At 65.6% G+C, this 26,142-nt stretch carries 29 protein-coding genes and 1 pseudogene; 22 read left to right on the top strand and 8 right to left on the bottom strand.

Going from position 1 to position 26,142, the window contains the following annotated elements; genetic code table 11:
• The first annotated feature begins 158 nt into the window (after nucleotides 1–158).
• Nucleotides 159–2,357, top strand: a complete 2,199-nt coding sequence (locus tag E1261_RS22350) for a site-specific integrase (RefSeq protein ID WP_202874923.1) — start codon at nucleotides 159–161, stop codon at nucleotides 2,355–2,357.
• 67 nt (nucleotides 2,358–2,424) lie between these two features.
• Here E1261_RS22350 and E1261_RS22345 read toward each other — a convergent pair whose 3' ends face one another.
• The 5 genes from E1261_RS22345 to E1261_RS22330 all read right to left on the bottom strand — a co-directional run bounded on the left by E1261_RS22345 (nucleotide 2,425) and on the right by E1261_RS22330 (nucleotide 5,034).
• A complete protein-coding gene (locus E1261_RS22345; RefSeq protein ID WP_132409482.1) occupies nucleotides 2,425–2,847 on the bottom strand; it encodes an arsenate reductase ArsC in 423 nt (140 codons plus the stop codon).
• Between the two features lie 28 nt (nucleotides 2,848–2,875).
• The gene (gene arsB, locus E1261_RS22340) at nucleotides 2,876–3,955 is read right to left on the bottom strand and encodes an ACR3 family arsenite efflux transporter (protein WP_132409480.1); all 1,080 of its coding nucleotides are present in this window, start codon (nucleotides 3,953–3,955) and stop codon (nucleotides 2,876–2,878) included.
• On the bottom strand, nucleotides 3,952–4,317 hold the full coding sequence (locus E1261_RS46025; RefSeq protein WP_238176366.1) for an arsenate reductase/protein-tyrosine-phosphatase family protein: 366 nt from the start codon (nucleotides 4,315–4,317) through the stop codon (nucleotides 3,952–3,954). Before E1261_RS46025 ends, arsB begins: the two co-directional genes overlap by 4 nt.
• Nucleotides 4,208–4,573, bottom strand: a complete 366-nt coding sequence (locus tag E1261_RS47040; protein ID WP_338033942.1) for a three-helix bundle dimerization domain-containing protein — start codon at nucleotides 4,571–4,573, stop codon at nucleotides 4,208–4,210. Before E1261_RS47040 ends, E1261_RS46025 begins: the two co-directional genes overlap by 110 nt.
• 95 nt (nucleotides 4,574–4,668) lie before the next feature.
• The gene (locus tag E1261_RS22330) at nucleotides 4,669–5,034 is read right to left on the bottom strand and encodes an ArsR/SmtB family transcription factor (protein ID WP_132409478.1); all 366 of its coding nucleotides are present in this window, start codon (nucleotides 5,032–5,034) and stop codon (nucleotides 4,669–4,671) included.
• A gap of 284 nt (nucleotides 5,035–5,318) precedes the next feature.
• On the opposite strand from E1261_RS22330, the gene E1261_RS22320 reads away from it, so the two are divergent.
• From E1261_RS22320 to E1261_RS22310, 3 genes are read left to right on the top strand one after another with little or no spacing between them, the layout of a single operon-like run.
• Complete coding sequence (locus tag E1261_RS22320; RefSeq protein WP_238176365.1) at nucleotides 5,319–6,593, top strand: M28 family metallopeptidase; 1,275 nt, start codon at nucleotides 5,319–5,321, stop codon at nucleotides 6,591–6,593.
• The gene (locus tag E1261_RS22315; RefSeq protein WP_132409472.1) at nucleotides 6,590–7,999 is read left to right on the top strand and encodes an FAD-dependent oxidoreductase; all 1,410 of its coding nucleotides are present in this window, start codon (nucleotides 6,590–6,592) and stop codon (nucleotides 7,997–7,999) included. The genes E1261_RS22320 and E1261_RS22315 overlap by 4 nt, the downstream gene beginning before the upstream one ends.
• A complete protein-coding gene (locus E1261_RS22310; protein ID WP_238176364.1) occupies nucleotides 7,999–9,234 on the top strand; it encodes an MFS transporter in 1,236 nt (411 codons plus the stop codon). Before E1261_RS22315 ends, E1261_RS22310 begins: the two co-directional genes overlap by 1 nt.
• Here the strand turns inward: E1261_RS22310 and E1261_RS22305 are convergent.
• On the bottom strand, nucleotides 9,231–10,292 hold the full coding sequence (locus tag E1261_RS22305) for a flavin-containing monooxygenase (protein WP_132409470.1): 1,062 nt from the start codon (nucleotides 10,290–10,292) through the stop codon (nucleotides 9,231–9,233). The two genes, E1261_RS22310 and E1261_RS22305, sit on opposite strands and share 4 nt — an antisense overlap.
• 79 nt (nucleotides 10,293–10,371) lie before the next feature.
• Between E1261_RS22305 and E1261_RS22300 the strand changes: the two genes are divergently transcribed.
• The 9 genes from E1261_RS22300 to E1261_RS22260 all read left to right on the top strand — a co-directional run bounded on the left by E1261_RS22300 (nucleotide 10,372) and on the right by E1261_RS22260 (nucleotide 15,143).
• A complete protein-coding gene (locus E1261_RS22300) occupies nucleotides 10,372–10,707 on the top strand; it encodes an ArsR/SmtB family transcription factor (protein ID WP_132409468.1) in 336 nt (111 codons plus the stop codon).
• A 70-nt stretch (nucleotides 10,708–10,777) separates the two neighbouring features.
• Complete coding sequence (locus E1261_RS22295; protein ID WP_238176363.1) at nucleotides 10,778–11,602, top strand: sulfite exporter TauE/SafE family protein; 825 nt, start codon at nucleotides 10,778–10,780, stop codon at nucleotides 11,600–11,602.
• Between the two features lie 40 nt (nucleotides 11,603–11,642).
• On the top strand, nucleotides 11,643–12,371 hold the full coding sequence (locus E1261_RS22290) for a sulfite exporter TauE/SafE family protein (protein ID WP_165952601.1): 729 nt from the start codon (nucleotides 11,643–11,645) through the stop codon (nucleotides 12,369–12,371).
• Between the two features lie 88 nt (nucleotides 12,372–12,459).
• On the top strand, nucleotides 12,460–12,831 hold the full coding sequence (locus tag E1261_RS22285) for a hypothetical protein (RefSeq protein WP_132409466.1): 372 nt from the start codon (nucleotides 12,460–12,462) through the stop codon (nucleotides 12,829–12,831).
• 1 nt (nucleotide 12,832) lies between these two features.
• Nucleotides 12,833–13,324: a MerR family transcriptional regulator gene (locus E1261_RS22280; RefSeq protein ID WP_132409464.1), complete on the top strand. Its 492-nt coding sequence runs from the start codon at nucleotides 12,833–12,835 to the stop codon at nucleotides 13,322–13,324.
• Nucleotides 13,311–13,643 carry a PGF-CTERM sorting domain-containing protein gene (locus E1261_RS22275; RefSeq protein WP_132409462.1) on the top strand — a complete coding sequence of 111 codons (333 nt, stop codon included), beginning with the start codon at nucleotides 13,311–13,313 and terminating at the stop codon, nucleotides 13,641–13,643. Before E1261_RS22280 ends, E1261_RS22275 begins: the two co-directional genes overlap by 14 nt.
• 3 nt (nucleotides 13,644–13,646) lie before the next feature.
• Nucleotides 13,647–13,985 (top strand): YnfA family protein, encoded by a 339-nt coding sequence (locus E1261_RS22270; protein WP_132409460.1) that lies wholly within the window; start codon nucleotides 13,647–13,649, stop codon nucleotides 13,983–13,985.
• Nucleotides 13,986–14,029: 44 nt separating this feature from the next.
• The gene (locus E1261_RS22265; protein WP_132409458.1) at nucleotides 14,030–14,596 is read left to right on the top strand and encodes a hypothetical protein; all 567 of its coding nucleotides are present in this window, start codon (nucleotides 14,030–14,032) and stop codon (nucleotides 14,594–14,596) included.
• Nucleotides 14,586–15,143 carry a DUF6624 domain-containing protein gene (locus tag E1261_RS22260; protein WP_132409456.1) on the top strand — a complete coding sequence of 186 codons (558 nt, stop codon included), beginning with the start codon at nucleotides 14,586–14,588 and terminating at the stop codon, nucleotides 15,141–15,143. Before E1261_RS22265 ends, E1261_RS22260 begins: the two co-directional genes overlap by 11 nt.
• A gap of 53 nt (nucleotides 15,144–15,196) precedes the next feature.
• Here E1261_RS22260 and E1261_RS22255 read toward each other — a convergent pair whose 3' ends face one another.
• Nucleotides 15,197–15,727, bottom strand: coding sequence for an NUDIX hydrolase (locus E1261_RS22255; RefSeq protein ID WP_132409454.1), 531 nt, complete (start codon nucleotides 15,725–15,727; stop codon nucleotides 15,197–15,199).
• Between the two features lie 176 nt (nucleotides 15,728–15,903).
• On the opposite strand from E1261_RS22255, the gene E1261_RS22250 reads away from it, so the two are divergent.
• Both E1261_RS22250 and E1261_RS22245 read left to right on the top strand, forming a co-directional pair.
• Nucleotides 15,904–17,223: a hypothetical protein gene (locus E1261_RS22250; protein ID WP_132409452.1), complete on the top strand. Its 1,320-nt coding sequence runs from the start codon at nucleotides 15,904–15,906 to the stop codon at nucleotides 17,221–17,223.
• Between the two features lie 260 nt (nucleotides 17,224–17,483).
• The gene (locus E1261_RS22245) at nucleotides 17,484–18,725 is read left to right on the top strand and encodes a helix-turn-helix domain-containing protein (protein WP_165952600.1); all 1,242 of its coding nucleotides are present in this window, start codon (nucleotides 17,484–17,486) and stop codon (nucleotides 18,723–18,725) included.
• Here E1261_RS22245 and E1261_RS22240 read toward each other — a convergent pair.
• Nucleotides 18,698–20,428, bottom strand: a complete 1,731-nt coding sequence (locus tag E1261_RS22240; RefSeq protein WP_132409448.1) for a S9 family peptidase — start codon at nucleotides 20,426–20,428, stop codon at nucleotides 18,698–18,700. The two genes, E1261_RS22245 and E1261_RS22240, sit on opposite strands and share 28 nt — an antisense overlap.
• A 455-nt stretch (nucleotides 20,429–20,883) precedes the next feature.
• Here E1261_RS22240 and E1261_RS22235 point away from each other — a divergent pair, with 455 nt between their 5' ends.
• The 7 genes and pseudogenes from E1261_RS22235 to E1261_RS22205 all read left to right on the top strand — a co-directional run bounded on the left by E1261_RS22235 (nucleotide 20,884) and on the right by E1261_RS22205 (nucleotide 26,015).
• Nucleotides 20,884–21,264: a hypothetical protein gene (locus E1261_RS22235; protein WP_132409446.1), complete on the top strand. Its 381-nt coding sequence runs from the start codon at nucleotides 20,884–20,886 to the stop codon at nucleotides 21,262–21,264.
• 96 nt (nucleotides 21,265–21,360) lie between these two features.
• Nucleotides 21,361–21,591, top strand: a complete 231-nt coding sequence (locus tag E1261_RS22230) for a hypothetical protein (RefSeq protein WP_132409444.1) — start codon at nucleotides 21,361–21,363, stop codon at nucleotides 21,589–21,591.
• A 1-nt stretch (nucleotide 21,592) separates the two neighbouring features.
• Nucleotides 21,593–22,540 (top strand): ATP-grasp ribosomal peptide maturase, encoded by a 948-nt coding sequence (gene tgmB, locus E1261_RS22225; RefSeq protein WP_132409442.1) that lies wholly within the window; start codon nucleotides 21,593–21,595, stop codon nucleotides 22,538–22,540.
• A gap of 2 nt (nucleotides 22,541–22,542) precedes the next feature.
• Nucleotides 22,543–23,676: a methyltransferase domain-containing protein gene (locus E1261_RS22220; RefSeq protein WP_132409440.1), complete on the top strand. Its 1,134-nt coding sequence runs from the start codon at nucleotides 22,543–22,545 to the stop codon at nucleotides 23,674–23,676.
• A gap of 15 nt (nucleotides 23,677–23,691) precedes the next feature.
• Nucleotides 23,692–24,305: pseudogene (locus E1261_RS22215) on the top strand (HD domain-containing protein).
• A 32-nt stretch (nucleotides 24,306–24,337) separates the two neighbouring features.
• A complete protein-coding gene (locus tag E1261_RS22210; RefSeq protein ID WP_132409438.1) occupies nucleotides 24,338–25,069 on the top strand; it encodes a hypothetical protein in 732 nt (243 codons plus the stop codon).
• A 463-nt stretch (nucleotides 25,070–25,532) separates the two neighbouring features.
• The gene (locus tag E1261_RS22205) at nucleotides 25,533–26,015 is read left to right on the top strand and encodes a DUF6326 family protein (RefSeq protein WP_132409436.1); all 483 of its coding nucleotides are present in this window, start codon (nucleotides 25,533–25,535) and stop codon (nucleotides 26,013–26,015) included.
• Nucleotides 26,016–26,142 lie beyond the last annotated feature (127 nt).

The following is a 26,142-nucleotide window of genomic DNA, read 5'->3' as shown; positions in this document are numbered from 1 at the left end:
CACCCGCCGCCGGCACTCCTGGTGCCACTACCAGCCCCCAGCCACCTACGAGACCAACACCGCCGCTACGCTCCCCTCAGCGGCATAATCCACCACCCCCCGTGTCCAAGAACCGGGGGTAAGGCCCCTTTTCTGGGGAGTCGTGGCAAAGCCGGTGGTTGGTCAGCGGCGCCGACGCGGCAGGTTGGGAATGGATCAAGCTCGTCGAGCAGTGGCTGAAACCCGACGCGGCAGTTCCGGCCAATGACCACTTCGCGCTCCTGAGTGGTGTCAACGCCTTGATCTACAGCGAAGTGGTGCGGCCGACCTACCGCTGGTTGCTCGGGCAGCGAGGGCCCACGAAGCTGCTCAAGCGAGTCAAGGCTGTTATCGATCCTGTCGGGTTCAGGCGTCTGCACGAGGCGGCCAGTGGCCTTGAGGGCGTTCACGACAATCGTCTGCAGGAGGCGCTGAATCGGGTTGCGTGGATCGTGATTCACAAGGGCGGCGGCGTCATGGACGTCACCTTGGGTGACCTGCTGGAGCTGAACGAGGCAGCGAGGGCAAGGAACCGATTGCGGGTGAGACGCCTCAACCTCACCTATCAGCTGCTGCTCGGTGCCGGTGTCCTGCCCAACGGGCTCCCGCCCAACATCCGACCGCTGATCAGCCGCGGACAGATCAGCGTCGAAGACATGGTCGACCGCTACGACCTCGCCTGCCGGCCGGTCCGCGACCTCCTGGTCGCCTACCTCAAGGAGCGGCAGCCCTCGGTCGACTATGTCACTTTGGACCGGACCAGCCACGACCTGGTGAAGCTCTTCTGGAAAGACCTGGAGCTTCACAACCCCGGCATCGAATCCCTGCGCCTGCTGCCCGACGTCGCCGTCTCCTGGAAACAACGGGTGAAGGTCCTGCGGGCCAAGGACGGCACCGCGAAGGGCGAGCGGAAGAACTATCCGGGCGTGCTCCTGCAGGTCCGGGCCTTCTACCTCGATATCGCGCAGTGGGCAGCCGAGGAACCGGAGCGATGGGCTCACTGGGTGGCGCCCTGTCCTGTGAAGGCGAACGAATGTGCTGTCCGCAAGATGAAGCTGCACCGCAAATCCCGGATGGACCAGCGCACCCGCGACCAGCTGCCGACACTGCCCTCCCTGGTCGACACGCTGAACCAGTACCGCCGGCGCTGTGAAGAACTACTTCAAGCAGCCCGGACCACAGCACCGGGTCAGCCGTTCACCTGCCGCGGCGAGCCCTGGACGCGGCCACACATGCCTTACAACCACACGTCCAAGGTCTACGCCACTGACGGCACCGGTGTGCGCCACGACCTAAGCACACGCGAAGACAGGGCGTTCTGGGCCTGGGCGCTGGTCGAGGTCCTGCGGCACAGCGGGGCCAGGATCGAGGAAACCCTCGAACTCACCCATCACGCCTTCGTGCAATACACACTGCCCACGACCGGCGAGATCGTCCCGCTGCTGCAGATCGTTCCGTCCAAAACGGACACCGAGCGGCTAATCCTGGTCTCTCCAGAACTCGGTGAGGTGCTCGCCACTGTCATTCGCCGCATCCGCACCGACGGCGCGGCGGTGCCGCTCGTCAGCGCCAGGGATATCCACGAGAAGACCTGGTCCGCGCCGATGCCGTTCCTGTTCCAGCGGCAGTACGCCTCCGAACGCCGGGTGATCAGCTCAGCTTGTGCCCGAGACCTGATCAAGAAGGTCGCGGAGGAAGCCGGATTCGCCGCCTCCGCCGGAGGCGAGGCCGTCACCTTCACCCCGCACGACTTCCGGCGGATGTTCGTCACCGACCTGGTCATGAACGGTCTCCCGCCCCACATTGCCCAGGTCATCTGCGGGCACCAGGACATCAACACGACGATGGGCTACAAGGCCGTCTACCCGCAGGAAGCGATCAGCAACTTCCGTGGATTCCTCGCCCGGCGACGATCGACCCGGCCGGGCGCCGAGTATCGCACCCCCACTGCCGAGGAGTGGGACGAGTTCCTCGGCCACTTCGAGAAACGGAAAGTCTCCACAGGTTCATGCGCACGGGCGTTCGGGACCCCTTGCATCCATGAACACGCCTGTGTCCGCTGCTCGATGCTGCGGCCCGATCCAGCCCAACGCCCCCGCCTGACCGAGATCCGAGACAACTTGATCTCACGTATCGAGGAAGCCGAACGCGAGGGATGGCTCGGCGAAGTCGACGGACTGAAGATCAGCCTCGCCGGAGCGGAGGACAAGCTGCAGGAGATGAAGCGGCTGGAGCAACGCTTCCCGACCATCCATCTCGGCATGCCCGACTTCAGCCGTGTCACCGCCAGAACCATCATCCCTGCTCAGGCCGGAACGGAGGCACCACGTTGCGAATAGGGTCAGCGGAGAAGCCCCTCCCGCTTCAAGCCGAGTCTGGATCCACCCAGCATGCGGTCGGGTCCGATCAGCTCACAGTGTCGGTCGCGGGGATGAGTTCGGCGATCAGGGCGCGAACCCTGGCGTCGATCTCATCGCGGATTGGCCGGACGGCGTCGATCCCGTGTCCGGCTGGGTCGTCGAGCTTCCAGTCGAGGTAGGTCTTGCCCGGGAAGTAGGGGCATTCATCGCCGCAGCCCATGGTGATGACGACGTCGGAGGCCTTCACCGCGTCGTCGGTGAGTGGCTTGGGGAACTCCTTGGAGATGTCCAAGCCGATCTCGGCCATTGCTTCGACGACGGCGGGATTCAGCTCGTTGGCGGGCTGGGAGCCGGCAGACCGTACGACGACGCGTCCGGCGGCGTGGTAGTCGAGGAGTGCGGCGGCCATTTGGGAGCGGCCGGCGTTGTGGATGCAGACGAACAAGACCTCGGGTGTGGTCTCGGACATGACGAGTACTCCTTGCAGGGAAGGTAGGTCAGTTGATGGTGTCGGGGTAGAAGCGACGCTTGGCCCACAGCGATACGTAGACCAAGGCGACCAGAACGGGAACCTCGATCAGTGGGCCGACAACGCCTGCCAGGGCTTGGCCGGAGGTGACGCCAAAGGTGCCGATGGCAACAGCGATGGCGAGTTCGAAGTTGTTGCCGGCCGCGGTGAACGCCAGAGTCGCGGTCTTGGCGTAGCCGAGGCGCAGCCGGTGGCCGAGGGCGAAGGAGCCGCCGAACATGATCACGAAGTAGGCCAGCAGCGGAAGCGCGATCCGGATGACGTCGAGTGGCGCGCTGGTGATCGCGTCGCCTTGCAGGGCGAACAGCATGACGATGGTGAACAGCAGCCCGTACAGGGCGACTGGCCCGATCTTGGGCAGGAACCGTGATTCGTACCAGTCGCGGCCACGGGTCTTCTCGCCGATCGTGCGGGTCAGGTAGCCGGCCAGCAATGGGATTCCGAGGAACACCAGCACGCTCAGCGCGATGGCGCCGATCGAGAACTCAGCACTCGTGGTCTCGAGGCCGAGCCAGCCGGGCAGGGTCTGCAGGTAGAACCAGCCGAGTGCGGCGAAGGCGATGATCTGGAAGACGGAGTTGATGGCGACCAGTACGGCGGCGGCTTCGCGGTCGCCGCAGGACAGGTCGTTCCAGATCAGCACCATGGCGATGCAGCGGGCGAGGCCAACGATGATGAGGCCGGTGCGGTACTCCGGCAGATCAGGCAGCAGCAGCCAGGCCAGCGCGAACATCAACGCCGGGCCGACCACCCAGTTCAGGATCAACGAGGCAACCAGTAGTTTGCGGTCGCCGGTGACGCGGCTGGTCTCGGTGTAGCGGACCTTCGCCAGTACCGGATACATCATCAGTAGCAGGCCGATCGCGATCGGCAGGCTGACCGAGCCGACCTTGACCGCGTCGAGTGCGTCGTCGAGTCCAGGGATGATCCGTCCGAGGATCAGTCCGAGCGCCATGGCGGCGATGATCCACACCGCCAGGTACCGGTCGAGGAAGGACAGCTTCGCGACGACGGCGCTGTCGGTGGGCGTGGTGGCAGTGTCGGTCACGCGGTGACTCCCGGCTTCTGGTCGACGAGTTCGGCGAGCAGGGCCTGGACTCGGGTGTCGATGTCGTCGCGGATCCGCCGTACCGCGGCCGGGCTTTGTCCTGCGGGGTCGTCGATTGCCCAGTCGTAGTATCGCTTTCCGGGCAGGACCGGGCAGGCGTCGCCGCAGCCCATCGTGACCACGACATCGGCGGCGCGTACGACGTCGTCGGTGAGCGGCTTGGGGTAGGCCTGGTGCAGATCGAGACCGAGCTCAGCCAGTACGGCGGCGACCGGAGTCTCGATGTCTGCGGCCGGGTGAGACCCTGCCGACCGGACAGTCACAGCACCGGCAGCGTGGTGCGCCAGTAGAGCGGCAGCCATCTGGGAGCGCCCAGCGTTGGCGACACACAGGAACAGCACCTGCGGGACGGGGCTGGCGATCGCGCCCTTGGCATGAGCAAAGCGCCGCGAGCCGGTCGCCCGCGAAGTGTTCAGCCAGCGCCGGGAGATGGCGATGGACTCTGGCGGTGCGGTAGAGCGCGACGTAGGACTCGTGGACGACCCGGTCGACTGTCTCGGGACTGAAGATGCCGGTGTACTTGTCGGCGAGCCGCTCAGCGGCCCGACCCAGCACCATGTCGGTGTCGAGTAGCGCGAGTTCTTCGGCAGATGTGGGCATGACGATGTCTCCCAGGTGAGGGCAGCGGTGAAACGAGGTAGCAGGCGGCGCTGTTAGCGGGCCAGTGCGGTGGTCTCAGGTACGGACAGCAGGGTGGAGATCCACTGTTGCCGGTCCGGCAGCGGCCAGTAGTAGACCCACGTGCCGCGGCGCTCGCAGTCGACCAGTCCGGCCTCGCGGAGCACCCGAAGGTGGTGAGAGATCGTCGGGCCCGACACGTTGAAGTGTGGGGTGATGTCGCAGACGCAGACCTCCGCTCCGGCCGAGGCGATGATCGACATCAGACGCAGCCGGATCGGGTCCGACAGGGCCTTGAAGACCGCCGCGCCCTCGGACGCCGTGGCCTCGTCGAGCGCCGCGACCGAGATCGGCGTACAGCAGCCACCACTGCGGCTGATGGAGACGTCTTGTTTCGACATGCGTCTATCTTGACTTCTGTCTAACCAAGATGCAAGGTGGGGATCGCTGTTTAGATGAAGATCAACATAGTGCCCGCCCGGACTACCGGCCGTAGGCACGAGAGAGGCCGGATTATGGCGACCGAGACCACCACTACGCCCGTCGGCGGCTTCGCCGGTGACCCGGCGGAAGCGTTCACACCCCCGTCTGCGGGCAGCTGTTGTGGAAGCTCCCCGGCAGGGCAGGCCGCTGCAGAGTCGACCGGCGGCTGCTGTGGTACCGACACCGCGGTCGCGGAGAGCTCGTGTTGCGGATCCGAGCCGGCCGCGGACAAGGCGACCTCTGGCGGGTGCTGCGGGTGAGTACCGCGTCGCCCGGGCCGCTCGCGGCTGAGGCTGCCGCTGCCCGCGGCGGCGCGTCTGCCGAGGCAATGCTGGCCATCGTCCAAGAACTTGCCTCGGACAAGTACCTGGGTCGCCGGATCGGTACGCGGGGCGGGAAGGCTGCCGCGCTGTGGCTGGCTGAACGGCTGGGCGGTCTGGGTGCCACGGTCACCCTCGACTCGTTCGAAGCAGGTGGCGTGAAGGAGCTGCGGGCAACGCCCACACTGATTGTCGGGCAGCGGCGGCTTGTCCATCGCCGGGATTTCGCAGAGCAGCTCAGCTCCGCAGAAGTGCTGGATCCGAGGCCAGGTCTGCTCGTGTCTGCCAACGCGGATTCGTGGTGTAGTAGCTGGGCTGTCGTTGGGGCGGCCGACGCGGAGGCCATCGCTCGGGCCGAGGCCGAGCAGGCAGCCGGATTACTGGTTCCGCGTGGGGTCGACGAGGCGGGCTGGATGCCGAAGATGATCGCGGGGCCGCCGATGGGCCAGATCGCGATCTTGTCGGTCCGCACCGACCTGCACACCGAATTGGCCCACCGTCTCGGTGAGACGGTGACTGCATCAGTGCCGATGCGCACGGTCACGGCAACCGGGACCAACCTGTACGGCGTATTCGCCGAACCGTTGCCGGGCGGTGTCACGGTGTTGCTGACGGCGCACTTCGACGGTGTCGGTGACGACCCGCTGCTGCGCCACCCCGCGGCGGGCGACAACGCCTCAGGGGTAGCTGTTGTCCTCGAAGCCGCACGGTTGCTGTCGGCTCGCCTTCCGAGTGGTGTCGGGCTGGCGGTCGCACTGCTCGACGGTGAAGAGGTCGGTGCCCGCGGCTCGGCGCGTCACGCACCGCAGCTTGCTCCCGGCACCTACGTGATCAACGTCGATGGTGCCGCCCAGCTCGGTGCTGCCGCCGCGGTCGAGGCGGGCGGACCGGCCGAGCCTTTGCTGGCTGCCATCGACCAGGCGGGCCGTCTTACCGGTGTACCGCTGCAAGCCGGCGCGATGGCCTCGGACAACCGCCGGTACGCCGCTGCCGGGCTACCCGCCATCGGTATCGGGATGGGCATGCCTGGCTATCAAACGACCGCTGAGACCCCCGACCGGGTCGAAGCGCGCACTCTCGTCGCCGCGACCAACCTCGTCACGGCGACCGTGAATCAACTCGTCAACAACTCCGCACAGCTTGGAGAAACACCATGAGCGTCACAGCTTCCGACCTGCCGGTCGTGGTCATCGGCGCGGGCCCGATCGGCCTGGCCGCTGCCGCACACATGGCCGAACGCGGCCTCGACTTCGTCGTCCTCGAGTCCGGCCCAAGCGTCGCCGCCGCGATCGACGAATGGCGCCACGTGAAGCTGTTCAGCCCCTGGCGCTACGACATCGACAGCGCCTCCCGCAGGCTCCTGGAACAGGCCGGCGGCTGGACTGCACCCGACCCAGACGTCCTGCCGACCGGCAGCGATCTGATCGACTCCTATCTCGCACCGTTGACCAAGACTCCGCAGCTGAGCGACAAGATCCGCTACAACTCACCCGTCGAGGCAGTGACCCGGCTCGGGTTCGACCGGATCCGCACCGCAGGCCGCGAAGACGCCCCCTTCCTCGTCCGGCTGGCCGACGGATCCGAGCTGCTTGCCTCGGCTGTGATTGACGCGGCCGGCACCTGGCGGCGCCCCAACGTGCTCGGCGGTTCAGGCATCCCAGCCCGTGGCGAAGCGGCCGCGGCCACCGCTGTCTCCCACGCGCTGCCCGACGTCTTGGGCCGTGACCGCGACCGGTTCGCCGGACGCCGTACGGCGGTTGTGGGCGCCGGTCACTCGGCTGCGACCACGCTGCTGGACCTCGGCGAGCTGGCCCAGCAGGTCCCGGGCACCGAGGTCGTGTGGGTGGTGCGCGGGGCCGACCAGGCCCGCACCTACGGCGGCGGTGACGCCGACGAACTGCCCGCCCGCGGAGCGCTTGGGTCCCGCCTGCAGAACCTCGTCCGGACCGGGCAGATCGAGCTCGTCAGCAGCTTCCGGATCGAAACCGTCGAACAGACCAGCGACGGACGCATCGACCTTGTTGCCGGTGAACGGCGCGTCTCCGCCGACACAGTCGTGAACTCGACCGGGTTCCGCCCCGACCACGACATCGTCGGCGAACTGCGCCTCGACCTCGACCCGATCCTGGGATCGACACGTGCGCTGGCGCCGTTGATCGACCCGAACGAGCACTCTTGCGGCACCGTGCCTCCGCACGGGGTCGATGAGCTCGCGCACCCCGAGCCGGGTTACTACGCAGTGGGTGCGAAGTCCTACGGCCGCGCGCCGACCTTCCTGCTCGCCACAGGCTTCGAGCAGGCCCGTTCCGTGGTCGCCGCTCTGGCCGGTGACTGGGACGCGGCCCGCGACGTACAGCTCGATCTACCGGAGACCGGTGTCTGCTCCTCCAACCTCGTCGACACCGCATCCAGCGACGATGCCGCCGGAGGCTGCTGCGGTCCGGCACCTCAGGCAGTCGCCCTCCCCGCTCCGGCGAGCCGTGGTCTCGCTACTGGCGTCGCCGGTGGCCTGCTCACCGTCATCGACACCAAGCCCACCACCGACTCGGGCTGCTGCAGCTGATGGAACCCGCTACGGCCGTCACCTCCAGCCCGGCCAGGGCATGCGGTGGCGGCCGTTCCGGCGTGCCACGCCGCCTGGTCGCAGCGCTAGCCGTGACGCAGACGGTCGGGTACGGCGTCTTGTACTACGCGTTCAGCGCGCTGCTCGGCCCGATGAGCCGCGACCTTGGCATCTCCACCGCGACTGCGGCGGGCGCGCTCACCACCGCCGTACTCGTCACTGGTTTGATGTCGGTGCCGGTCGGGCGATGGCTCGACGCTCACGGCGGGCACGCGCTGATGACGACCGGGGCGCTGGTCGGCGCGGTCGCGGCCGTGGCCTGGTCGCAGGTGCAGACAGTGGCGCAGCTGTACGCCGTGTTCGCGGTCATCGGTGCCGCGTCGGCGATGGTGCTGTACGAACCGGCCTTCGCCGTCGTGGTCGCCGTCACCGCCCCGGCGTCCCGCACCCGTGCACTCCTAGGGATCACCCTGGTGGCCGGATTCGCCAGCTCGATCTTCATCCCGCTCACCGGTCAGTTGCTTGAGGCCACCACCTGGCGCCACACCTTGCTGATCCTTGCCGCCGGGTACGCCGCGTTCGCCATCCCGCTGCACGCGGTCGCGCTTCGCCGTACCGGCCCACGTCATCGCGCCCACCCAGCCCCGAGTCGTCCCAGAGCCGCAGTACTGCGCGACGCCGGATTCTGGCTGCTCGCGGCCGGGTTCGTGCTGCACTCAGCAGCGCTCGCCACCATTGCCGTGCATCTCGTTCTCTACTTGATCAGCCTCGGCCATCCACCTGCGGTTGCCGCGACGCTGGCCGGGCTGCTCGGCCTGCTGTCGGTGACCGGTCGTGTCGTCACCAGCCTGTCGCTGCGATGGTTGCCGATGGCCACTATCGCTGGGATCGTGCTCGTCGTCCAGGGTGCGGCGATCTCGCTGCTGCCATTCACTGGCAAGCACCTGGCAGGCGCAATCGTGTGCCTGGTCCTGTTCGGGCTCGGCTTCGGCGTTGCCTCGATCGCCACACCGGCGATCCTGCTCGACCGCTACGGATCCAACGGCTACGCCACCACCGCCGGAACGCTGGCCACACCGGTCATCATTGCCAAAGCCGGCGCACCACTTGGCGGCGCTGTCCTGGCCGGTTCCTCCGGATACCGCCCCGTCATCCTTGCCGTCGCTGCCGCCTGCATCACAGCAGGTCTGTTCATCGCGGCGTCCCGGCGCGTGCCGCCGCCGAACCGGGCCTAGCCGCGCCGCAACTGTCGCGCCAACGCACCGATGACGAACCGGGCATCGCGGTGTACGCCGCGCAGCGTGTTCGATGAGAACGACCGCTGGAACTCCACCCCCAGGTACCCCAGTCGGGGGTGCGTCGTCGACAACCCGCGCCGGTGCAACGGAAGACCGTCCACGTTCAGCGCGCCCAGATCGCGCAAGTACGGAAGGTTTGGGCGGTAGCCGGTCGCGAACAGAACCACGTCGACGGGCTCGCGCTCACCGCCAGGCCACACGACACCGTCGGCGTCGAACGCGGTGAACGTCTCGCGCCGCGGCAGTTCATCGGACTCGATTGCAACCTGGTAGATGCCGGTGTCCAGTACCGGCGTCCCGCTGAACAACCGCGCCAGGACAGCCGGTGGCAGGAGGTCGAGCTTCAATCTGCCCAGCCAGAAGTGGATGTCGTGTCCGCCGCGGACCTGCGGCAGGAACTGCACCGGCGCCCTGGTCGCCAGCGTCACATCCGCCACCGCCGCGAGCTCGTAGGCGACCTGAACTGCGGAGTTCCCGGCACCGACCACCACAACCCGCTTCCCGGCGTACGGCTGCGGTGAGCGGTAGTCGGCGACGTGGTGCACGTCGCCGCCGAACGACTCCCGGCCTGGGATCACCGGCACGAATGGGTTGCTGAACGAGCCCGACGCGGCAACCACAGCCGCCGCGCGCACCGTCTCTCCAGCGGCCAGGTGTACGTCGAGCCTGTCGCCGGCCTGCGTGACGCCGGCAACCGTCGTACCGGTTCTGATCTCCGCACCTAGGCTCGTGGCGTACTTGTCCAGATGCTCGACGACCTCATCGCGCACCGGATACCGATCCGGGTCACCGGCAAACGGCATCCCTGGGAAACCGCTGTAGCGCGCAGGCGAGAACAACGTCAACGAGTTGTAGTACAACGGCCACGATCCGACCGGTCGTTCACCAGCTTCCAGCAGTAACGGCCGCAGACCGGCATCCATCGCTGCTCGAGCGCCAGCAAGGCCGGACTGCCCGGCGCCGATGATCACCACAGGTTCAGAGGTAAGAGACATACAGCAAACGTACCATCATATTCTAATATGATGGTACGTAGGTATGAAGCTAGGCTAGAGGCAACGGGAGGAGTGGGCGATGGCCGCACGCACCAAGAGTGAAGCGCAGGCGTGTGCTGCGATCGAGCCTGTCGAGCTGGCTGCTGCAACCCACGACTTCCTCAAGGCGCTGGCCAGCCCCACCCGGCAACGCATCATGCTGCTGTTCGCCCGGGGTGCCGAACTGTCGGTCAACGAAGTCGCCGAGCACGCCGGCGTCAGCCAATCGGCCGCTTCCCAGCAACTCGACCTCCTTCGCCGCGGGGGAGTTGTCACCTCCCGTCGCGACGGCAAAGCCGTCCTCTACCGGGCCGACAAGCAAGGCAGCGCCGCAGCCCTCGCCGACCTGCAGGCCTACCTTCAAAACTGCTGCTGACCGACTCGCGCCGGCCCGCCGTGCCGTCCGGCCCGGATACTGTGACCTCGTCCAGGAGGGGGAGGGAATCGTGGCTGCCGAACCAACGATCGGCTCATCAGTGCCGAGCTCCGTGGCTCGATCGCTGCCGCTGGCGTTCGCTGCGGGAGCCGCGATCGGAGTTCTGGGCGGGATGATCGGACTCGGTGGGGCCGAGTTCCGCCTGCCGCTGCTGATCGGGCTCTTCGGATTCATCGCGCTCCAGGCCGTGATCGTGAACAAGGCGATGAGTCTGATCGTGGTGCTCACCGCGCTGCCCGCCCGGCTGCTTGCGATCCCGCTTGCCGACGTGACATCGCAGTGGGCGGTGGTGGCGAACCTCCTCGCCGGCAGTCTGGTGGGTGCCTGGGTCGGAGCTGCCTGGGCCACCAAGATGCGATCCGCGACTCTCTACAAAGTCCTCGCCGCGCTGCTGGTTCTCATCGCCGCCGCGCTCGCCACGTCACACTTAGGGCCTCTCGGCACACTGAACCTGTCGCCAGTCGTCAGGCTGATCGCAGGCTTGGTTGCCGGGGTGCTGATCGGTGCCGTCGCCGCGCTGATGGGAGTGGCCGGCGGCGAGCTGCTGATCCCCACCATCGTGCTGCTCTACGGCATCGACATCAAACTCGCTGGAAGCCTGTCTCTGGCCGTCTCGCTACCGACCATGCTGGTCGCGTTCGCACGCTACTCCCAAGACGCGAGCTTCCAGATCCTGCGCGACAACAAGACCTTCGTCCTGACGATGACGGGCGGGTCCATTGCCGGCACCCTCCTCGGAGGTTTACTCCTGGGCCTAGTCCCGGCCGTGGTCATCGTTCCACTGCTTGTCGCGCTCCTTCTCGCCTCGGCGGTCAAGGTTTGGCGCCACCGTTGACCAGCAGATCCGTGACATCGGCAGCTGCGAAGAGCACGCCGTGACGCATGACCTGTTGCTGGCCGCACTCCTCATCGTGGCATCGTTCGCAACGGCGCTGTTGTCGGCCGTGGCAGGCTTCGGTGGCGGCGTGTTGTTACTGCCGGTGTTTGTTGCCGTCTTCGGTCCTCGCGATGCGGTCGCCGTCCTCACCGTTGCGCAGCTGGCCAGCAACGGCAGCCGGGTCTGGTTCAACCGCCACGAAGTCGACCGGCGACTCGTCACGATCTTCGCCGTGGGTGCAGTACCGGCCGCAGCAGCAGGCGCATTGCTCCTGACCAGCGCACCGCTACCGACCCTGACCCGGGTCATCGGAGCGTTTCTGCTCGCCATGGTCATCTGGCGACGGATCCGCCCGCACACCGCACGGGTGGGTGATCGCGGGTTCGCTGCCCTCGGCGCCGCATCGGGATTCGGTTCTGCGCTGGTCGGCAGCGTTGGTCCGATGGTCGCCCCGTTCTTCCTGGCCCGCGGCCTGGTCCGCGGGGCCTACATCGGCACCGAAGCCGCCTCAGCCGTCGTCATGCACCTCACCAAGCTGATCGTGTTCGGCGCAGCCGCCGTCCTCACCTGGCATACCGGACTCATCGGCCTCGCACTCGCCCCCGCAGCAGCCGGGGGCGCCTGGGCCGGCAAGAAGGTCCTCGACCGGCTACCCGTCAACGTCTTCATCATCCTGGTCGAAGCCGGCCTCATCATCTCCGGACTACTGCTCCTGATCACTGGCTGAGCCCCTCAATGCGCCGAGAAGACTGATTAGTAGGGATGCTGAAATCGAGGTTGCATCCGGTACTGGGGTACAGGTTTACCGTCTAGGTATGTGCACCTCAGCCTCGAACACTTCCGCTGCCGGCCTGAACTGGGTTCCGGCTTCCTGCACGCTGCCGACTGTCGAACAGCCGATCCGGGTCGCCGAGTTCGACGACCTGTTCACCGCCTCCGTCCAGGGCGCGGAGCGTATCGACGCCACCACGCTGCGGCTGACTCTCGCTGCCGCTGCGGAGGCCCGGGCGCGGGATCTGGCCGGCAGGGAGAGTAGCTGCTGCTCGTTCTTCGGCTTCGACTTCATTCCTGCGGGCGACGTTGTGGAGATGACGGTGACCGTTCCGGCCGCGCACGCCGCCGTGCTGGATGCCTTGGCCGCCCGCATCACTGCGGCGGCAGGGCTCGGCGCGCCGGTGGCCGGCTGACATGAGCATCGTCAACGACGGCGGTTTGCGGTCGGGGCAGGTGGCTGACGCGGCCGGGGTGAACCTGCAGACGTTGCGCTACTACGAACGCCGGGGCCTGCTTGCCGAACCCGACCGCAGCCCAGGCGGTCACCGCCTTTACCCGCCGGAGACGGTGACTGTGCTGCGGGTGATCAAGGCCGCACAGCGGCTCGGATTCACTCTGGAGGAGATCTCCGACCTGCTCGAGGCCGGTCGTCACCGTCACGGCAAGAAGCGCGACGAAGGCCTGCAAGCCCGGGCCCGGGAAAAGCTGATCGACGTCGAGGCCAAGATCGCCGATCTGACCGTGATCGCCGCGTCGCTGCACACCGCGGTGGAGGCTGGCTGTGACGACCTCATCGACTGCGCGCAGAACCCCACCTGCCCCCTCCCGTTTGCCGACCTCGCCACCCACACCAGTTCGCAACTGAAGCTGGTCGAACGATCGGACACAGACCGTGGTTGCTCCTGACCGCTCCACCAAGACCCGACGGCCGTGGCAGCTTGCCCGGGCCGGTGCGGTCGCGGTCGGTGCCTGTGCGGTGTGCTGCGCTGGGCCGGTACTCGCCGTACTTGGCGGCCTGTCGATCGCTTCGCTGGCCGGCGCCGTGTGGATCCCAGCCCTCGTCGTCGTCGCGGTCGTGGGGCTGCTCGGTGTGGTCTTGCTGGTTCGTAAGCGCCGCCGCGCCACCTGTGCCACGCCCGCCGGACCAGTTGACGTCGGTATGCCGACTCGCCCGACGCGGGCCGGGGCAACCACCGCAGGCGACACACCGGTGGATACGTTCTGACCTATGACGATCGCCAAATCCATCGCGCTGTTTATCGTGGCCGCCATCGCGGAGATCGGCGGCGCTTGGCTGGTCTGGCAAGGCTGGCGTGAGCACAAGGGTCTGTGGTGGATCGCCGGCGGCATCCTTGCCCTGGGCGCCTACGGCTTCGTCGCGACCTTCCAGCCAGACCCGAACTTCGGCCGGATCCTGGCTGCCTACGGCGGCATCTTCGTGGCGGGCTCCCTAGCCTGGGGAATGCTCATCGACGGATTCCGACCCGACCGGTGGGACGTCGCGGGCGCCGCGATCTGCCTCATCGGGGTCGCCGTGATCATGTACGGCCCGCGGAACGCGACATGACCACGCTGGCCGATAACGCCAGGCGATCCACACTCCGCACCGGCTTGACTAGTGCAGAGAAGATCGTTGACGCATTCGCCCGGCTGTGGCCTGACCTGGTCAGTGGCCTGGTCCTGGTGGACGCCAGCGACCCAGTCCTACACACGGCATTGGACGAGGACAAGCAGGTCCTCGTCGACGGCCGGGAAGGTGAGGCATGGCGGATCTCCTATCCAGAAACGCTGGACAACTTCGAGCCGGGACCGCAGCGGCACATTGAGACCGTGGTGATCGGTTCGGCAATGTGGCGCTGGCTACCGGTCAAGGAGGCGGAGGAGTACCGACCGCTGTCGTTGGTCGAGATGGATCAATGGTGGCACCGTCACCAGCTCCAACTGGCGCAGCGCTGGTCCGGTCATCTCGTGGTGCCTCACTTCGCGGGCCACCTTGTGCAGAAGGACTCACCAGACCTCGTCGCGGAGGTTGTCCGGAGTATGGCTGCCGCGAAGGGCGGCGCGGTGCAGCTGGACCAGCCCGCTGTCCTTCGAGCAGGCGGGACGGTGCGGGTGAGCGTGCGGGACGAGGCGTTCATCGAGTGGAACGCGACGGGCCCCCGCACCGATGGAGACTAGCGAACTCCGGGCCGAGCTCGAGCGGCGAGCGGCGCTGGATCAGGAAGCCCGCTGCGCGGTGGATGGCTGGTCAGAGGACCCTCGCACCGAGTTGTGGACTGTGGTCAACGAGGTCGATGCCGACAACACCCGCTGGCTGCTCGAGGTCGTGACCGAGCACGGCTGGCCACGGATGTCCGAGGTCGGTGAGGAAGCGGCCACGAACGCGTGGCTGCTGGCGCAGCACGCGGACAACCAGCCGGAAGACCAACTCCTGTTTCATCACCTGATGGCGGCGGCAACGGAGGCGAGTGAGGCGCCGTCGAGGCTGTTCGCCTACCTGGAAGACCGGGTGCGGACCAACGCCGGCCAGCCTCAGCTGTACGGCACACAATTCATTGATCATGGTGAGGGCCTCGAAGTACAACCGATCGAGGATCCTGAAGGACTGGCGGCCAGACGCGAGGCCATGGGGATGGAGCCGTTCGAGGAGAACGAGGCGAGGATGCGTGCGATCTGGAAGCACGACAGCGAGCAGAATCCTACTGAGCATCCCTCCAGCGACTGAGTGCCACCGAATCACCGCGGGAGGCAGCGACAAGCTGTCAGGCGTAGACAACGTCAGCCTTCTCGCATGTGGTGAAGCAGCAACAACGCCGCAACGGTGTTGGCCGACTTGATCTCTCCGGTACGCACAAGGTCGGGCACTTGCTTGAGCGGAACCCACTCACGACGGTCCGACTCGAAATCATCCACCGGATGACTCACGTACTCGGCTCCATCGGCCCAGTAGATGTGATGCAGCACATCCGACAGCCCGTTCGCTGGCTCAACTGTCATCAAATGCTGCAGAGGTCCGGCCCGCCATCCTGTCTCCTCCAGCATCTCCCGCGCAGCAGCCTCGACGAGGCTCTCCCCATCATCAACAACACCGGCCGGCAACTCCCAGCCCCACGTCTGCGTAATGAACCGATGCCGCCGCAGCAGCAGTACTTCGTCCTTCGCATTGACCGCCGCAGTCAACGCAACCGGCCGCTGACGAATCACGAAGTGGTCGAGATGCCGCCCATCGGGCAGCTCGACATCCGCGAGATTGACCTGAAACCAAGGGTTTTCATAAACAGCCCTCTCACCGAGGTTCTTCCACTCCATCAATCGTCCTTCATCTGAGCAGTTGGAACCGAAAACGGGTCCCGAATACTACTGACGCCGCGGGCACGGATCGTCATCACACCCTCACGCTGACGTGCTGAACCTGATGGCCGGTGCAGAGTCCCGCCTCCGTCGTCCTCGGCGGCTATGGTTTGGATCCTCACCAAGGGAGATCCATGAGCGACAGCGACACTCCGGCCGTCCCCGTGTGGACACTGTCCACATCCGAGGCCGTCGGCGTTCCGGCAGTGCCTGACGGAGAAACGCTCACCGAGGAACGCCTGGCTGAACTTCGTACGGCGCTCGTCGCGTTTACGTCGACCCCGATGGTGACCCTGGAGGCCCACCCGTTGCCGAAGAGACGCGCCCACGCGGCGGGCCTGCCGCTCGACGCTGTGAGCCCACTCGCGCTGGAGCTTTCGCGCCTGGTAGCTGCGAACGCCAAGACTGTGTCTGCGGTCTCGCAGGTCGCGGAATCCGGCGAGGTTCTCTACCGAATGGTGGTGCCGGCCAAGGTTGCCGCGCAGCTTGGCAAAGGCCTCGTGAAGCAGATGCGGTCCAAAGCCGTCGCGAACGGGGTGTACGACGGTCTGGTCGACGCTGCGACCAATGTGTCGATCGCGAAGGCAACCTTCGTTCCCGTCGGAAAGGCGGCCTCCGGTGCCGGCACCGCGACGGCCGGCACCACCGCGGGAGTAGTTGCCGCGGGAGGTGCGATCACTGTTGCCGCGCCCCTGGTTCTGATGGCAATCGCGGTCGGCGCGAGCGCGTATGCCGACCAGCAGCGCCAGAGGGCAATCGAGCACATCGCCGATTTGCTGGAGAAGTTGCACGACGACAAGTTGGAGCACGAGCGTAGCGAGCTTGATGGCTGCCGCGACGCTATCGACAAGGCCACTGCTCTCTTGCTGGATCGCGGAAAGGTCGGAGCCTCGCTCGGCCTCGACTCGGCTGTTCACGCGATCAGCACGGCAACGGAGAAGGCAGTCCGTCGGGTGCAGAAGTGGGAGGACGCGCTCCGCGCGATCGTTGACAACCGCGTCGAGGTCCCCGATCTGCAGGCTGCATTTCCAGGCATCGCTGAAGAGGGCGGCGAGTTCCGTACACATATCGAGCTAGCAGCGCTCGCCATCGCGCTGAAGCGTCGCGTAGTCGTCCTGCAGGGCGTGGAGGCTGGTCAGAGCGACCCCGAAAACCCGTTTGAGAACTTTGTCCGAAGCCTGAGGGTCGATCATCAGCGGATCGACGAGTTGGAGGCACGCATCGACAACGTCCTTCTGCGGCTCTCGACTCTCGAGTTGCGGCCTCCAAACCGCCTGATCGACAAGGTCTTGACGAGGGGGCAGGTCGACAGCCTTCTCGACACCTCCTACCGCCTCAGGGCCTTCGGCCGCGGAGTCGCCGACACCGGTCAGACGACAGATGTCGTCATCGAGATCGAGAAGCACAGTGACGGGACCCTCATGGTCCTTCCGGCTCGCGCCTGCACGGCCTGAGGCATCCGTATCCACAGCGGATCGCCATCGAACGAAGGCCGCCAAACTCTCTCGCAAAGTGATCCCCAGCGCGGTAGCGCTGGGGGGCTGCAACGAGTTGCTGAAAGTGTCGGAGCCGTGTCGTAGTGTAAGACTCTTGGGAGACCGTGACGTGCGTTCGGAGATTAGCCGGCTCAGTGAATCGTTCCCGGCGGCACCCGGACACGAAAGGTAACGGGGAGGCAGAGGTGGCGCAGGCTCCTCGTCGTTTGTCTCCACAGGTGTCTGTGCGGGACGCGTTTGGTGCGGCTGTCCGTGATCTCCGGGAACGCCGAGGTCTGTCCCAGGCTGACCTGGGGTCGTTGGTCTTTGTCAGCAAGGATCAGATCGGCAAGGTCGAGAAGGCCATGCGCTGGCCGACGCCCGAGCTCATTGCGGGCCTTGACCGTGAGCTCGGTGCTGCGGGATTGCTTCAGGCATTTGAGCCGAGTCTTCGCTCGCAGCGCCGCGTCGCTCAACCTCCGTTGCGGCGAATGGAGACCACGCTTGAGCGGGCCGCTCTCGACTGGCTCACAACCTCTACTGGCGAGGTTCGCATCCTTGGGTCAGGTGCTGAGGTCGATGAGGAGGAGGTTGAGACGGTCGCCCAGCAGTTGACCCGATTCAGAGAGCTTGACCACGAGCATGGAGCCGGTCGAACTCATCAACTGGTCTCGAACTATGCGGCTGTCGACCTTGAACACCTGTTGGCTCGTACACCGGTTGACGAGGCGACAGCGACGACGTTGTATTCGACAGCGGCGGGCTTCTGGGAACTGGTCGGATACCAATCAATCGACCTTGGGCGTGACGAGTATGCCCGGGAGTGCTACCTGCGGGCTCTGGAGTTGACGACGGCAGCTGGCGATCGGCTTTACGGCGGGTACCTCTTGTCGGTGAGCAGTGCTCACCTTGCTCTTCACGGCGGCGACGTCGACCAGACGATACGGATGGCTCGAACGGGTATCCATGGAACCGCTGATATTGCGGAGCCGACAGTCCGCTCTGCTTTCGAGGCTGTGTTGGCGAGGGGCGAGGCTCGCCGGGGTGATGAGAAGGCGGCTACCAAGGCACTGCTCAGCGCCGAGGCCAACTTGGCATCCGCAGAGCCAGACAATGCCCCTGCCTGGATTGGGTACTTCACTCCGGCCTACTTGGCCGACGAGATGGCGCATAGCTTCCATGACCTTGGTCACCAGGTGCTTGCCCAAGAGCAGGCGGGCGAAGCTCTGAGTCAGATTGCTTCAGGCCACGTTCGGCGACTTGCCATCGACACTGCACTGATGGCCTCTTCGCTGGCGAGGGCCGGCGATCCGGAGCAGGCATGCGCCGTGGGGCGCCGGGCGGTCGATCTGGCCGCGCAGACGTCATCTGCGCGTAGCCGGAGTCGAATTGATGAACTACGCCAGGACCTTGTGCCCTTTGCCGATCTGAAATCGGTCGTCGAGTTCGGGGACTACGCACGCTTTGCGCTGGCCGACTGATCGAGCAGTCGGCGAAAGAACGCCAGCTCTGCGTCGAGCACCTTCGCGGTCAGGTCGGGCGCGGCGAGCGTGTGGCTCGAGGTGTCCAGGATGAGTAGTTCGTGATCGGCTCCACGTGCTTCAAGGTCTGCGGCTAGTCCGAGGGTGTCCTGCGCCGGAGTGATGGGGTCGTGAAGCCCGTGCACAAGGAGAACTGGGCATTCAATATCGGCGGAACTGACGGCGATCGATCCTTCTGCAAGCGCTGACGCATGTGCGCGCTGGAATCGCGGCACGCTGGCTTCCCATGTCCGCGGATCGATGATTGGTGACCGAGCCGCAGCACCACGGAATGGCCCGCGGCCGGCAGCTCGAAGGGCTGTGTAGCCGCCGGCACTGGATCCGCAGATGAAAACCTCCGCGGGAGACGTTACTCCGCGGGCGATCAGGTACTGAGCGACCGCAGCGCAGTCCGCCACGTCATATGATCCCCACCGGCCGTACAAGCTCCGTCGGAAGTCTCGGCCGTGTCCCGTACTTCCTCGGTAATCGACGTCTGCGATGGCGAAGCCGTGACGAGTGAAGAAGTCGGTTTGCGCGTCACGTCGAAGGGATATCTCGTCAGTGGGTCCAGGATGTGCGCGGACGATGACGGGAGCGGTCCACGTTCCGTCGGCATCTGAGGGTGGGTGCAGGAGGAAGTCGATGCCGTCCACTGAGAGTCGCTGAGGCTGGCTGTGCTCATTTGTGGGCGGCTCTTGCCCAGCGACAACTGAGTGCGAGCCATCCCTGTCGACCAGCACGACGGACGGCGAAGTGGTTGGCGTAGCGGCGATCATCGCGACTGCGTTGTTCAGCGAGCAGAGGTAGGGCTTGATTGCGGTGTAAGGCAGGTCGAAGGTCTGTGAACGCCCGCCCGCGTCGATGAGCACCAGGTGGTCCTGAAGGTCCCGGCGAACTCGGATTGCCAGCGCTCCGTCGTCCAGGAATGTGTAACTCCGATAGCCAAGTTCCCACGGTGCAGCCGCGCAGTCAGCGGCCGTTGGCGCCACGGCATCTATACGCTCGCCATCCCATTTGTACAGGTTGAGCCAACCTGTGCGGTCGGACATGAAGTAGAGGTGCCCGTCGGGACCCCACTGAGGCTCTGTGACCGATTCTGAGATCCCGCCGGCGACGAGCACCGGGACACCGAGTAGGCCTGCATGATCGTCGTATGGTGCCGCCCAGAGTTGGGTGCTGTCCCAGGGCATCTGATCGAGATCCCAACTCAGCCAGGCGAGATTGCCGTGCCCGGGTTGGGGCGAAGCCAGGAAGCCTGATGACTGCCGAAGCCGGCGCACGTGCCCAGTAGCGGCGTCGACGCCCACCAGGGAATCTCCATCCGTGTCCTCGCTCAGAGCAAGGATGGTTCTGCCGGCCACCACCAGGTCACCGAATCGGTTTGAGGACGCCTCGGTCAGCGGCGTTGCTTTCCCAGGAGTCAGCTGGTGGATTCGGCCGTCCTGCGCTGAGATGCCCCAAACTCCGTCTGCGGACACCGCCGCTGATCCTCCGCCGTAGGCATGCGTGTCATTGCCCACCGCAAAGCCCCGCGGCGCTGCGAAGCTGACGCCGTCGCTTGCGGTCCACCTGACGAGTTGGTCGCCATCCTCGCTCGACTGCACCCAGAACAGCGTGTCGGCGTGAGAAGTCAGACCATCGAACGCCGCAGGAATCGCCACGTACTGATGCTATCGAAACTGCCTTGCTCAGCAGGTACCAACTCCTCGCGACGGCTGCATGCGGACAGTCGGCCTGTCCGCATGGCGCATCTCGACTCTCGCTCGCCGGATGCCCAGACTCAAAGAGGTAGCCGCAGGAAGCGCTACGTGACCACCAACTCAGTTGCCCAACTGGCATTGAGTCCGTGTGCGACAGGGAGCAGGACATCAGATGGCAACTGCATCGGAGGAAGCGCAGCGGGCCGCCATGCCGTGCCCCAACCACCTCGCGGCACGGCGCCGGGGACTCCCAGATCCGGCGTACGGGCGTACTGCGATTAGGCGTCCGCCCGTAGGCCGTTCCACTTCCGAGGAGCAGGCGAGTGCTCCTCGGGCGACGCTGTCCGCCACCTCCAGCACTCCAACCCCGCGGGGGTGGCGGGCTGCCGTTCTACGCCAATCAAGTAAGTCGGGAAGTGAGCGCCGTCATGGGGGAAGTCGTTCAACTGCGGCCCTTGGTGCTGGGCTATGCCACGCTCGCGCCATTCGCTGGCCACGGGAAATACACGGCTGTGCAGGCGTTGCTCTCGAGCTACGCGCAGAGGGCAGGGCTGCAGCTCGGGACTGTCTACTTCGAAAGCACCGGCTCGCTTCCCCTCTTCGAGCATGACAACCAGGCTCCGGCCTTCGACAGCCTGGTTGCGGGCCTCAAGCATTCCTCGGTGACAGGCGTCTTGGTCCCTTCGCTGGATGCCTTCGGCGAAGAGAAGGACAAGCGTATCGCTCAACTTGAGGACGACCTTTGCGTTGTCGTACACGCGGTCGACGCCGAAGACGTCCACGATCCCCGCGACTGATCCGCGGGCCACGAACGGCGAGATAGGAGCGCAGTCCCTGCTCTGCACCTACTTCGTCTTGCAAGGAAACTCCACCACTAGAAGAAGGAGAATCGCATGAGCACCGACATCGTTGCCCCGCCGTTCGGGGCGCGTCACCTTGCTTCGCCGAAGAACAGGAACAAGATGGAACCGTCGATGTCGTACAGCGCGAAGCTTCAGTTGAACGTGGAAGCAGGCGGAAACCCGTACCACGCTCTCGCTGCATCGTTGCCCGAGACCAGGACCGAGACCGACACCGGGGACGGTCAGCGCCCGGGTTCGGATAACGACACAGACAACTACTGACATGGCCACAGTCCTGGTACTGACCGGCCGTAGCGACATCACGGCCGACGCTGTTGTGGACGAGCTGACGAAGCGGCGGGCCAAAGTCGTGCGGTATGACACGGCGGACTTTCCGATCGCTTCGAAGGTCGCTGTCACACTCGGTTCCCAGGGCTGGCAAGGAACGCTCACCGGCGACCACCCCATTGAGCTGGAGTCCATCAGCTCGGTGTGGTGGCGCCGCCCCGGCGAGTTCTCCATCCCAACGGAATGGCCCGACGAAGCGCGAGCATTCGCAGCTTCGGAGGGCCGGGTTGGAGTGCTCGGTGTCCTCGGTTCCTTGCCTGCCCGGTGGATCAACCATCCTTCTCGCGACTCCGCTGCCAACTACAAGCCGGTACAGCTCGCCGTAGCCGCTCGCGCTGGCCTGGACGTTCCGCGAACGGTGATCACCTCTGACCTGACGCACGGCCGCGAGTTCATCGGCAGCGACGAGGTGATCTACAAAGGGCTGAGCGGAGGTGTACTCACGCCTGACCTTTACCACCGCTACATCCCGACGACGTTGTTGCGCGCCGACGATGTGGACGAGGGGTTGGCCGGAACTGCGCACTTGTTTCAGGAGAGAGTCCCAAAGGCGTTCGAGGTTCGGCTGACCGTAATCGGAGACCGTATGTTCCCGGTTGCGATCCACACCGATACCGAGGCCGGCAAGCTCGACTGGCGCACTGACTACGCCTCGTTGAGATATCAGCCCGTCGAGATGCCAGTCGATATCGAGAAGGGCGTTCGTCAACTGATGGACGAGATGGGTCTGTTCTTCGGTGCCCTCGACTTCGCCGTGACCCCGGACGGTCAGTGGGTGTTCTTCGAGGTGAACCCGAATGGGCAATGGCACTGGCTCGCGGTGAAGGCCGGTGTCCCGATGGTGGAAGCTATGGCTGACGCCCTGCAAAGAAAGGACCAGTAAGCGTGACCGACTGGACTGAAGCCGCAGACAAGCTCGCCACACAGGTGACCAGCAACGCGCCGGAGTGGCGCGACGCCGTGACTGCCACGCCGCGACACGTCTTGGTACCGAGGTGGTGGGAGCCGACCAGGAAACACCCGTTCGAGTGGCAGCTAGTGACACCGGATGCCGCAGATCCGTTGTCACAGGTGTACTCAGACGAGACCCTCGTTACCAGGGTCGGCGCATTGCACGCGGACCACGCAGGGCCGGAGGGACGTGCACACGGCGCCCCAACCTCATCGTCAACCCTGCCGGGACTGATCGTCCGCATGCTCCATCTGCTCGATGCAAGGCCCGGTCAGCGGGTGCTCGACATTGGTACCGGCTCGGGATACTCGGCGGCGTTGCTCGGCTATCGCCTCGGCGACAACCGGGTGACCAGCGTCGATGTTGACCCTTACCTGGTCCAGATTGCGCGGGAGCGTTTGGCGACCTTCGGGCGGGCTCCGGAGATTGCAGCCGTCGACGCAACAGGCGAGCTGCCCGGAGAGGACTACGACCGGATGATTGCCACGGTCTCGGTGCGCCCCGTACCGGCCTCATGGTTGTCAGCCTTGCGGCCTGGAGGCCGGATCGTGACGACCATCGCCGGGACGTCACTTCTGGTCTCCGCTGAGCTGGGGCGTGACCTCGTGGCGCAGGGCCGCGTCCAGCTAGACCCAGCCAGCTTCATGCGCACGCGGACCACCGTCGATTATCCGGCCCGGTTGGACAACGTCTATGCCGCGGCTCGGGATTCGGACGGCGACCAGGTACGAAGTCTCACGCAGCCGGTGCCGAATCTCTGGACCGACTGGGAACTGCGAGCGCTCTACGAGCTGGACAGTGCCAACATCGAGCACCGCTCGGCCACAGATGACAACGGAGATGCGATCCTCTGGCTACTGGCCGCGGATGGTTCATGGGCACGCGCCGAGGAAGGTGCCGGAAGGGTCCACCAAAGCGGTTCGCGTCGGCTCTGGGACGACCTCGATCGGGTCCGCGCGAGATGGGAGGAAGCAGGACGTTTCCCGCTCCACCAGTTGGACGTCGAGTTCACCCCAGAGACGACCAGCGTCACCAGCCCGGACGGCTATTGGACCATTCAGTTGTAGCGACACGGATTGAACATGCAGTGCAACTCGCTGACCGCTGACGAAGGGATCCTCGTGTCCGACGAGACCATCGACCAGGACGCTACAAGCACCATCGCCTTCGCCTACGAAATGGGCGTCCTCAAGCGCCTCCGCCGCGCCGGCTGGTGGCATGTCGGTGTCGGAGACCCCGAATCGGTCGCCGAGCACAGCCTCCGCGTTGCTCAACTCGCTGCACTGATCGCGGCCGAGGAGGGTGGCGATCCCGCCCGGGCCGCGTACCTGGGCATGTGGCACGACTCCCAAGAGACTCGCATCGGCGACATCCCGCACAGCGCCCGCCCCTACATCGAGGCCGCCCCCAACGAACGCATCACCGAGGCCAAGTCACAGGTCTCCCCGAGAACGCAGCCAAGAGCATCCGCGAGGCAGTCGCAGAGTACGAAACCCAAGACACCCTCGAAGCCCGCTGTGCCACAGACGCCGACCGCCTCGAGTGCCTCTTGCAAGCCGTCGAATACCGCGAATCCGGCTACACCCGAGTCGACGGCTGGATCGAATCCTCACGATCCAGGATCCAGACCGAGTTCTGCAAACGTCTCGCGGACGCGGCCCTCACCGTCTCGCCTGTCACCTGGCGCGACCGCTAGTGCCCGGAACTGAAGGGCCGGTTCTGGATCGGATGCTAACTGCCGCTGCTTCCTGCGGGGAGCAGTGGGATGCGCAGCCATCACAGACCGCGGTCGCCGAGTCTCACGAGTCGAAGTTTCGCGTCGGCTACCCGCTCGCTGCCCATGCCATGAACCACGCCGGCACGGCCCTCGCCGTCTATAGGCGGCATCCCCTCGTCGCGGCGAGCAGTGCGCGCATCGCCCTCGAGAACTCGTTAGCGGCTCAATGGGTGCTGCTCACCCGCGATGGCGAACGGATCCTTGTCAAACACATGGAAGCGCTGTACCTGACACGCGCGCGAGCCTTCTCCGCCGCCATGGAGGACCCGAGCGAACTCGCTGACATTGCAGCACGGAGCGCTGCACCTGGGCGCGAACGACAATGGAGCGCCGAGCAACTGTTCAAGCGATTCGCCGACAATAACCTGTTCTATGACATCTACCGCCAGTTGTCAGGTGCTGTTCATCCCTCTTACGAAACCATCCTGGCCCATCTTGATTTAAGGATGCCGGCATCCAAACAAACAATCAGTCGGAATGGCGACCTCAACCGAGACGAAATAGCAGCCACAGCGTTGGCGATGGCTTCTGTCTTCGCCCTCGACTTCTTTGAAAGGTGCCTCAAGGAGCCGCCACGGCCGTCTCCCGTCGCGGCCATCGCCGAACTGGCCGGACTCCCTTACGACCTCGGCTTGAGCGATCAGATGCCAGAACTGCAGCCGGGGGTGCAAACACCTACCTGATGCGCATGCCGGAGATGACTCGGGCTATTACGAGGCGCTGGATTTCCGACGTACATTCGAAAATGGTGTAGATCTACTTGTACCTGGCTGCCCTGCCCTAGCCTTGCGGTGCTCACTTCTCGTGACTCGGTGAGATCTGCCGACCAGCATCAGTTTACGAGCGGACCGGTATCACATGGCGGCTCTTGCGGACGTGCCATCGACCGGGAGCAGCCCGACCACGCCCCACCCGACCAGGGCTGCCATCAGGGGGCCCGCCGTCAGAGCAGGGTCGAAACGGCCGATGGGTGGGGCGTCGGCGGGCCGCGGTTCGTACCAGATGGAGCGCCTCGGCGTACCGACCGAAAGTACGAGGGAGAGGCCGTGCCATCGGCCAGGTGAGGTCGGGCCTCTGGGCCGATGTGCCCGGCGTAGGGCTCAGCGATCGTGGACGTACCGATCCTCACCACACACGGAGCCCAGGATGAGCACACGTCAACCCACCACAAGCCTGGAAGACCAGCCGATCCCGGTTCGAGCCAAGCTTGCCGCAGCGTGGACAAGCTTCATGTTCCTGTACGCCTACGTGGACATTCTCAACTTCTTCACGCCCGGCGTCATCGAAGACCTCCTCGCCGGTAAGGTCTTCGAGTTCGACCTGTCCCAGACCTTTTCAACCACGGCTCTGACCCTGGTGGCCATCCCGATCCTGATGGTCGTGCTGTCGATGACGCTGCCTGCCCGGGCGAACCGCATCGCGAACCTCGTTGTGGCCTCGCTCTACGTCCCCGTCACGGCATTCAACGTGGTGGGCGAGTCCTGGCTGTTCTTCTACGGTCTTGGCATCGCGCTGGAACTGATCCTTCTCGCCCTCATCCTGCGGTACGCCTGGACCTGGCCCCGCGCCGTACCGTCGGCAGCAAGCCCGGACCGTACACCGGCGGGGCGAGCTAGCCGGTCGGCGTGACCCGGTTGAATCGCAGATCACGCCGAGCACAGGTCGTCGAGAGGGCGCGGTAGCGCCCAAGGGCGGGCGGCAGCCCGCAGGGAAGAAAGGGGCGGGTGGGGCCGGTGCGTAGCACGCGACGTAGGAG

Origin of the sequence: Kribbella albertanoniae (assembly GCF_004348455.1) — a bacterium.
Classification (GTDB): Bacteria; Actinomycetota; Actinomycetes; order Propionibacteriales; family Kribbellaceae; genus Kribbella; species Kribbella albertanoniae.
This window is presented reverse-complemented; position numbering and strand designations above follow the sequence as displayed.

What these genes read in the sequence shown, in the direction of transcription:
- E1261_RS22345 (WP_132409482.1), bottom strand. Translation starts at nt 2,847, where the DNA reads ATGTCCGAGACCACACCCGAGGTCTTGTTCGTCTGCATCCACAACGCC.
- E1261_RS46025 (WP_238176366.1), bottom strand. Translation starts at nt 4,317, where the DNA reads ATGGCTGCCGCTCTACTGGCGCACCACGCTGCCGGTGCTGTGACTGTC.
- E1261_RS47040 (WP_338033942.1), bottom strand. Translation starts at nt 4,573, where the DNA reads ATGGTGCTGGGTCGGGCCGCTGAGCGGCTCGCCGACAAGTACACCGGC.
- E1261_RS22330 (WP_132409478.1), bottom strand. Translation starts at nt 5,034, where the DNA reads ATGTCGAAACAAGACGTCTCCATCAGCCGCAGTGGTGGCTGCTGTACG.
- E1261_RS22315 (WP_132409472.1), top strand. Translation starts at nt 6,590, where the DNA reads ATGAGCGTCACAGCTTCCGACCTGCCGGTCGTGGTCATCGGCGCGGGC.
- E1261_RS22310 (WP_238176364.1), top strand. Translation starts at nt 7,999, where the DNA reads ATGGAACCCGCTACGGCCGTCACCTCCAGCCCGGCCAGGGCATGCGGT.
- E1261_RS22305 (WP_132409470.1), bottom strand. Translation starts at nt 10,292, where the DNA reads ATGTCTCTTACCTCTGAACCTGTGGTGATCATCGGCGCCGGGCAGTCC.
- E1261_RS22300 (WP_132409468.1), top strand. Translation starts at nt 10,372, where the DNA reads ATGGCCGCACGCACCAAGAGTGAAGCGCAGGCGTGTGCTGCGATCGAG.
- E1261_RS22285 (WP_132409466.1), top strand. Translation starts at nt 12,460, where the DNA reads ATGTGCACCTCAGCCTCGAACACTTCCGCTGCCGGCCTGAACTGGGTT.
- E1261_RS22280 (WP_132409464.1), top strand. Translation starts at nt 12,833, where the DNA reads ATGAGCATCGTCAACGACGGCGGTTTGCGGTCGGGGCAGGTGGCTGAC.
- E1261_RS22270 (WP_132409460.1), top strand. Translation starts at nt 13,647, where the DNA reads ATGACGATCGCCAAATCCATCGCGCTGTTTATCGTGGCCGCCATCGCG.
- E1261_RS22260 (WP_132409456.1), top strand. Translation starts at nt 14,586, where the DNA reads ATGGAGACTAGCGAACTCCGGGCCGAGCTCGAGCGGCGAGCGGCGCTG.
- E1261_RS22255 (WP_132409454.1), bottom strand. Translation starts at nt 15,727, where the DNA reads ATGGAGTGGAAGAACCTCGGTGAGAGGGCTGTTTATGAAAACCCTTGG.
- E1261_RS22250 (WP_132409452.1), top strand. Translation starts at nt 15,904, where the DNA reads ATGAGCGACAGCGACACTCCGGCCGTCCCCGTGTGGACACTGTCCACA.
- E1261_RS22230 (WP_132409444.1), top strand. Translation starts at nt 21,361, where the DNA reads ATGAGCACCGACATCGTTGCCCCGCCGTTCGGGGCGCGTCACCTTGCT.
- tgmB (WP_132409442.1), top strand. Translation starts at nt 21,593, where the DNA reads ATGGCCACAGTCCTGGTACTGACCGGCCGTAGCGACATCACGGCCGAC.
- E1261_RS22210 (WP_132409438.1), top strand. Translation starts at nt 24,338, where the DNA reads ATGCTAACTGCCGCTGCTTCCTGCGGGGAGCAGTGGGATGCGCAGCCA.
- E1261_RS22205 (WP_132409436.1), top strand. Translation starts at nt 25,533, where the DNA reads ATGAGCACACGTCAACCCACCACAAGCCTGGAAGACCAGCCGATCCCG.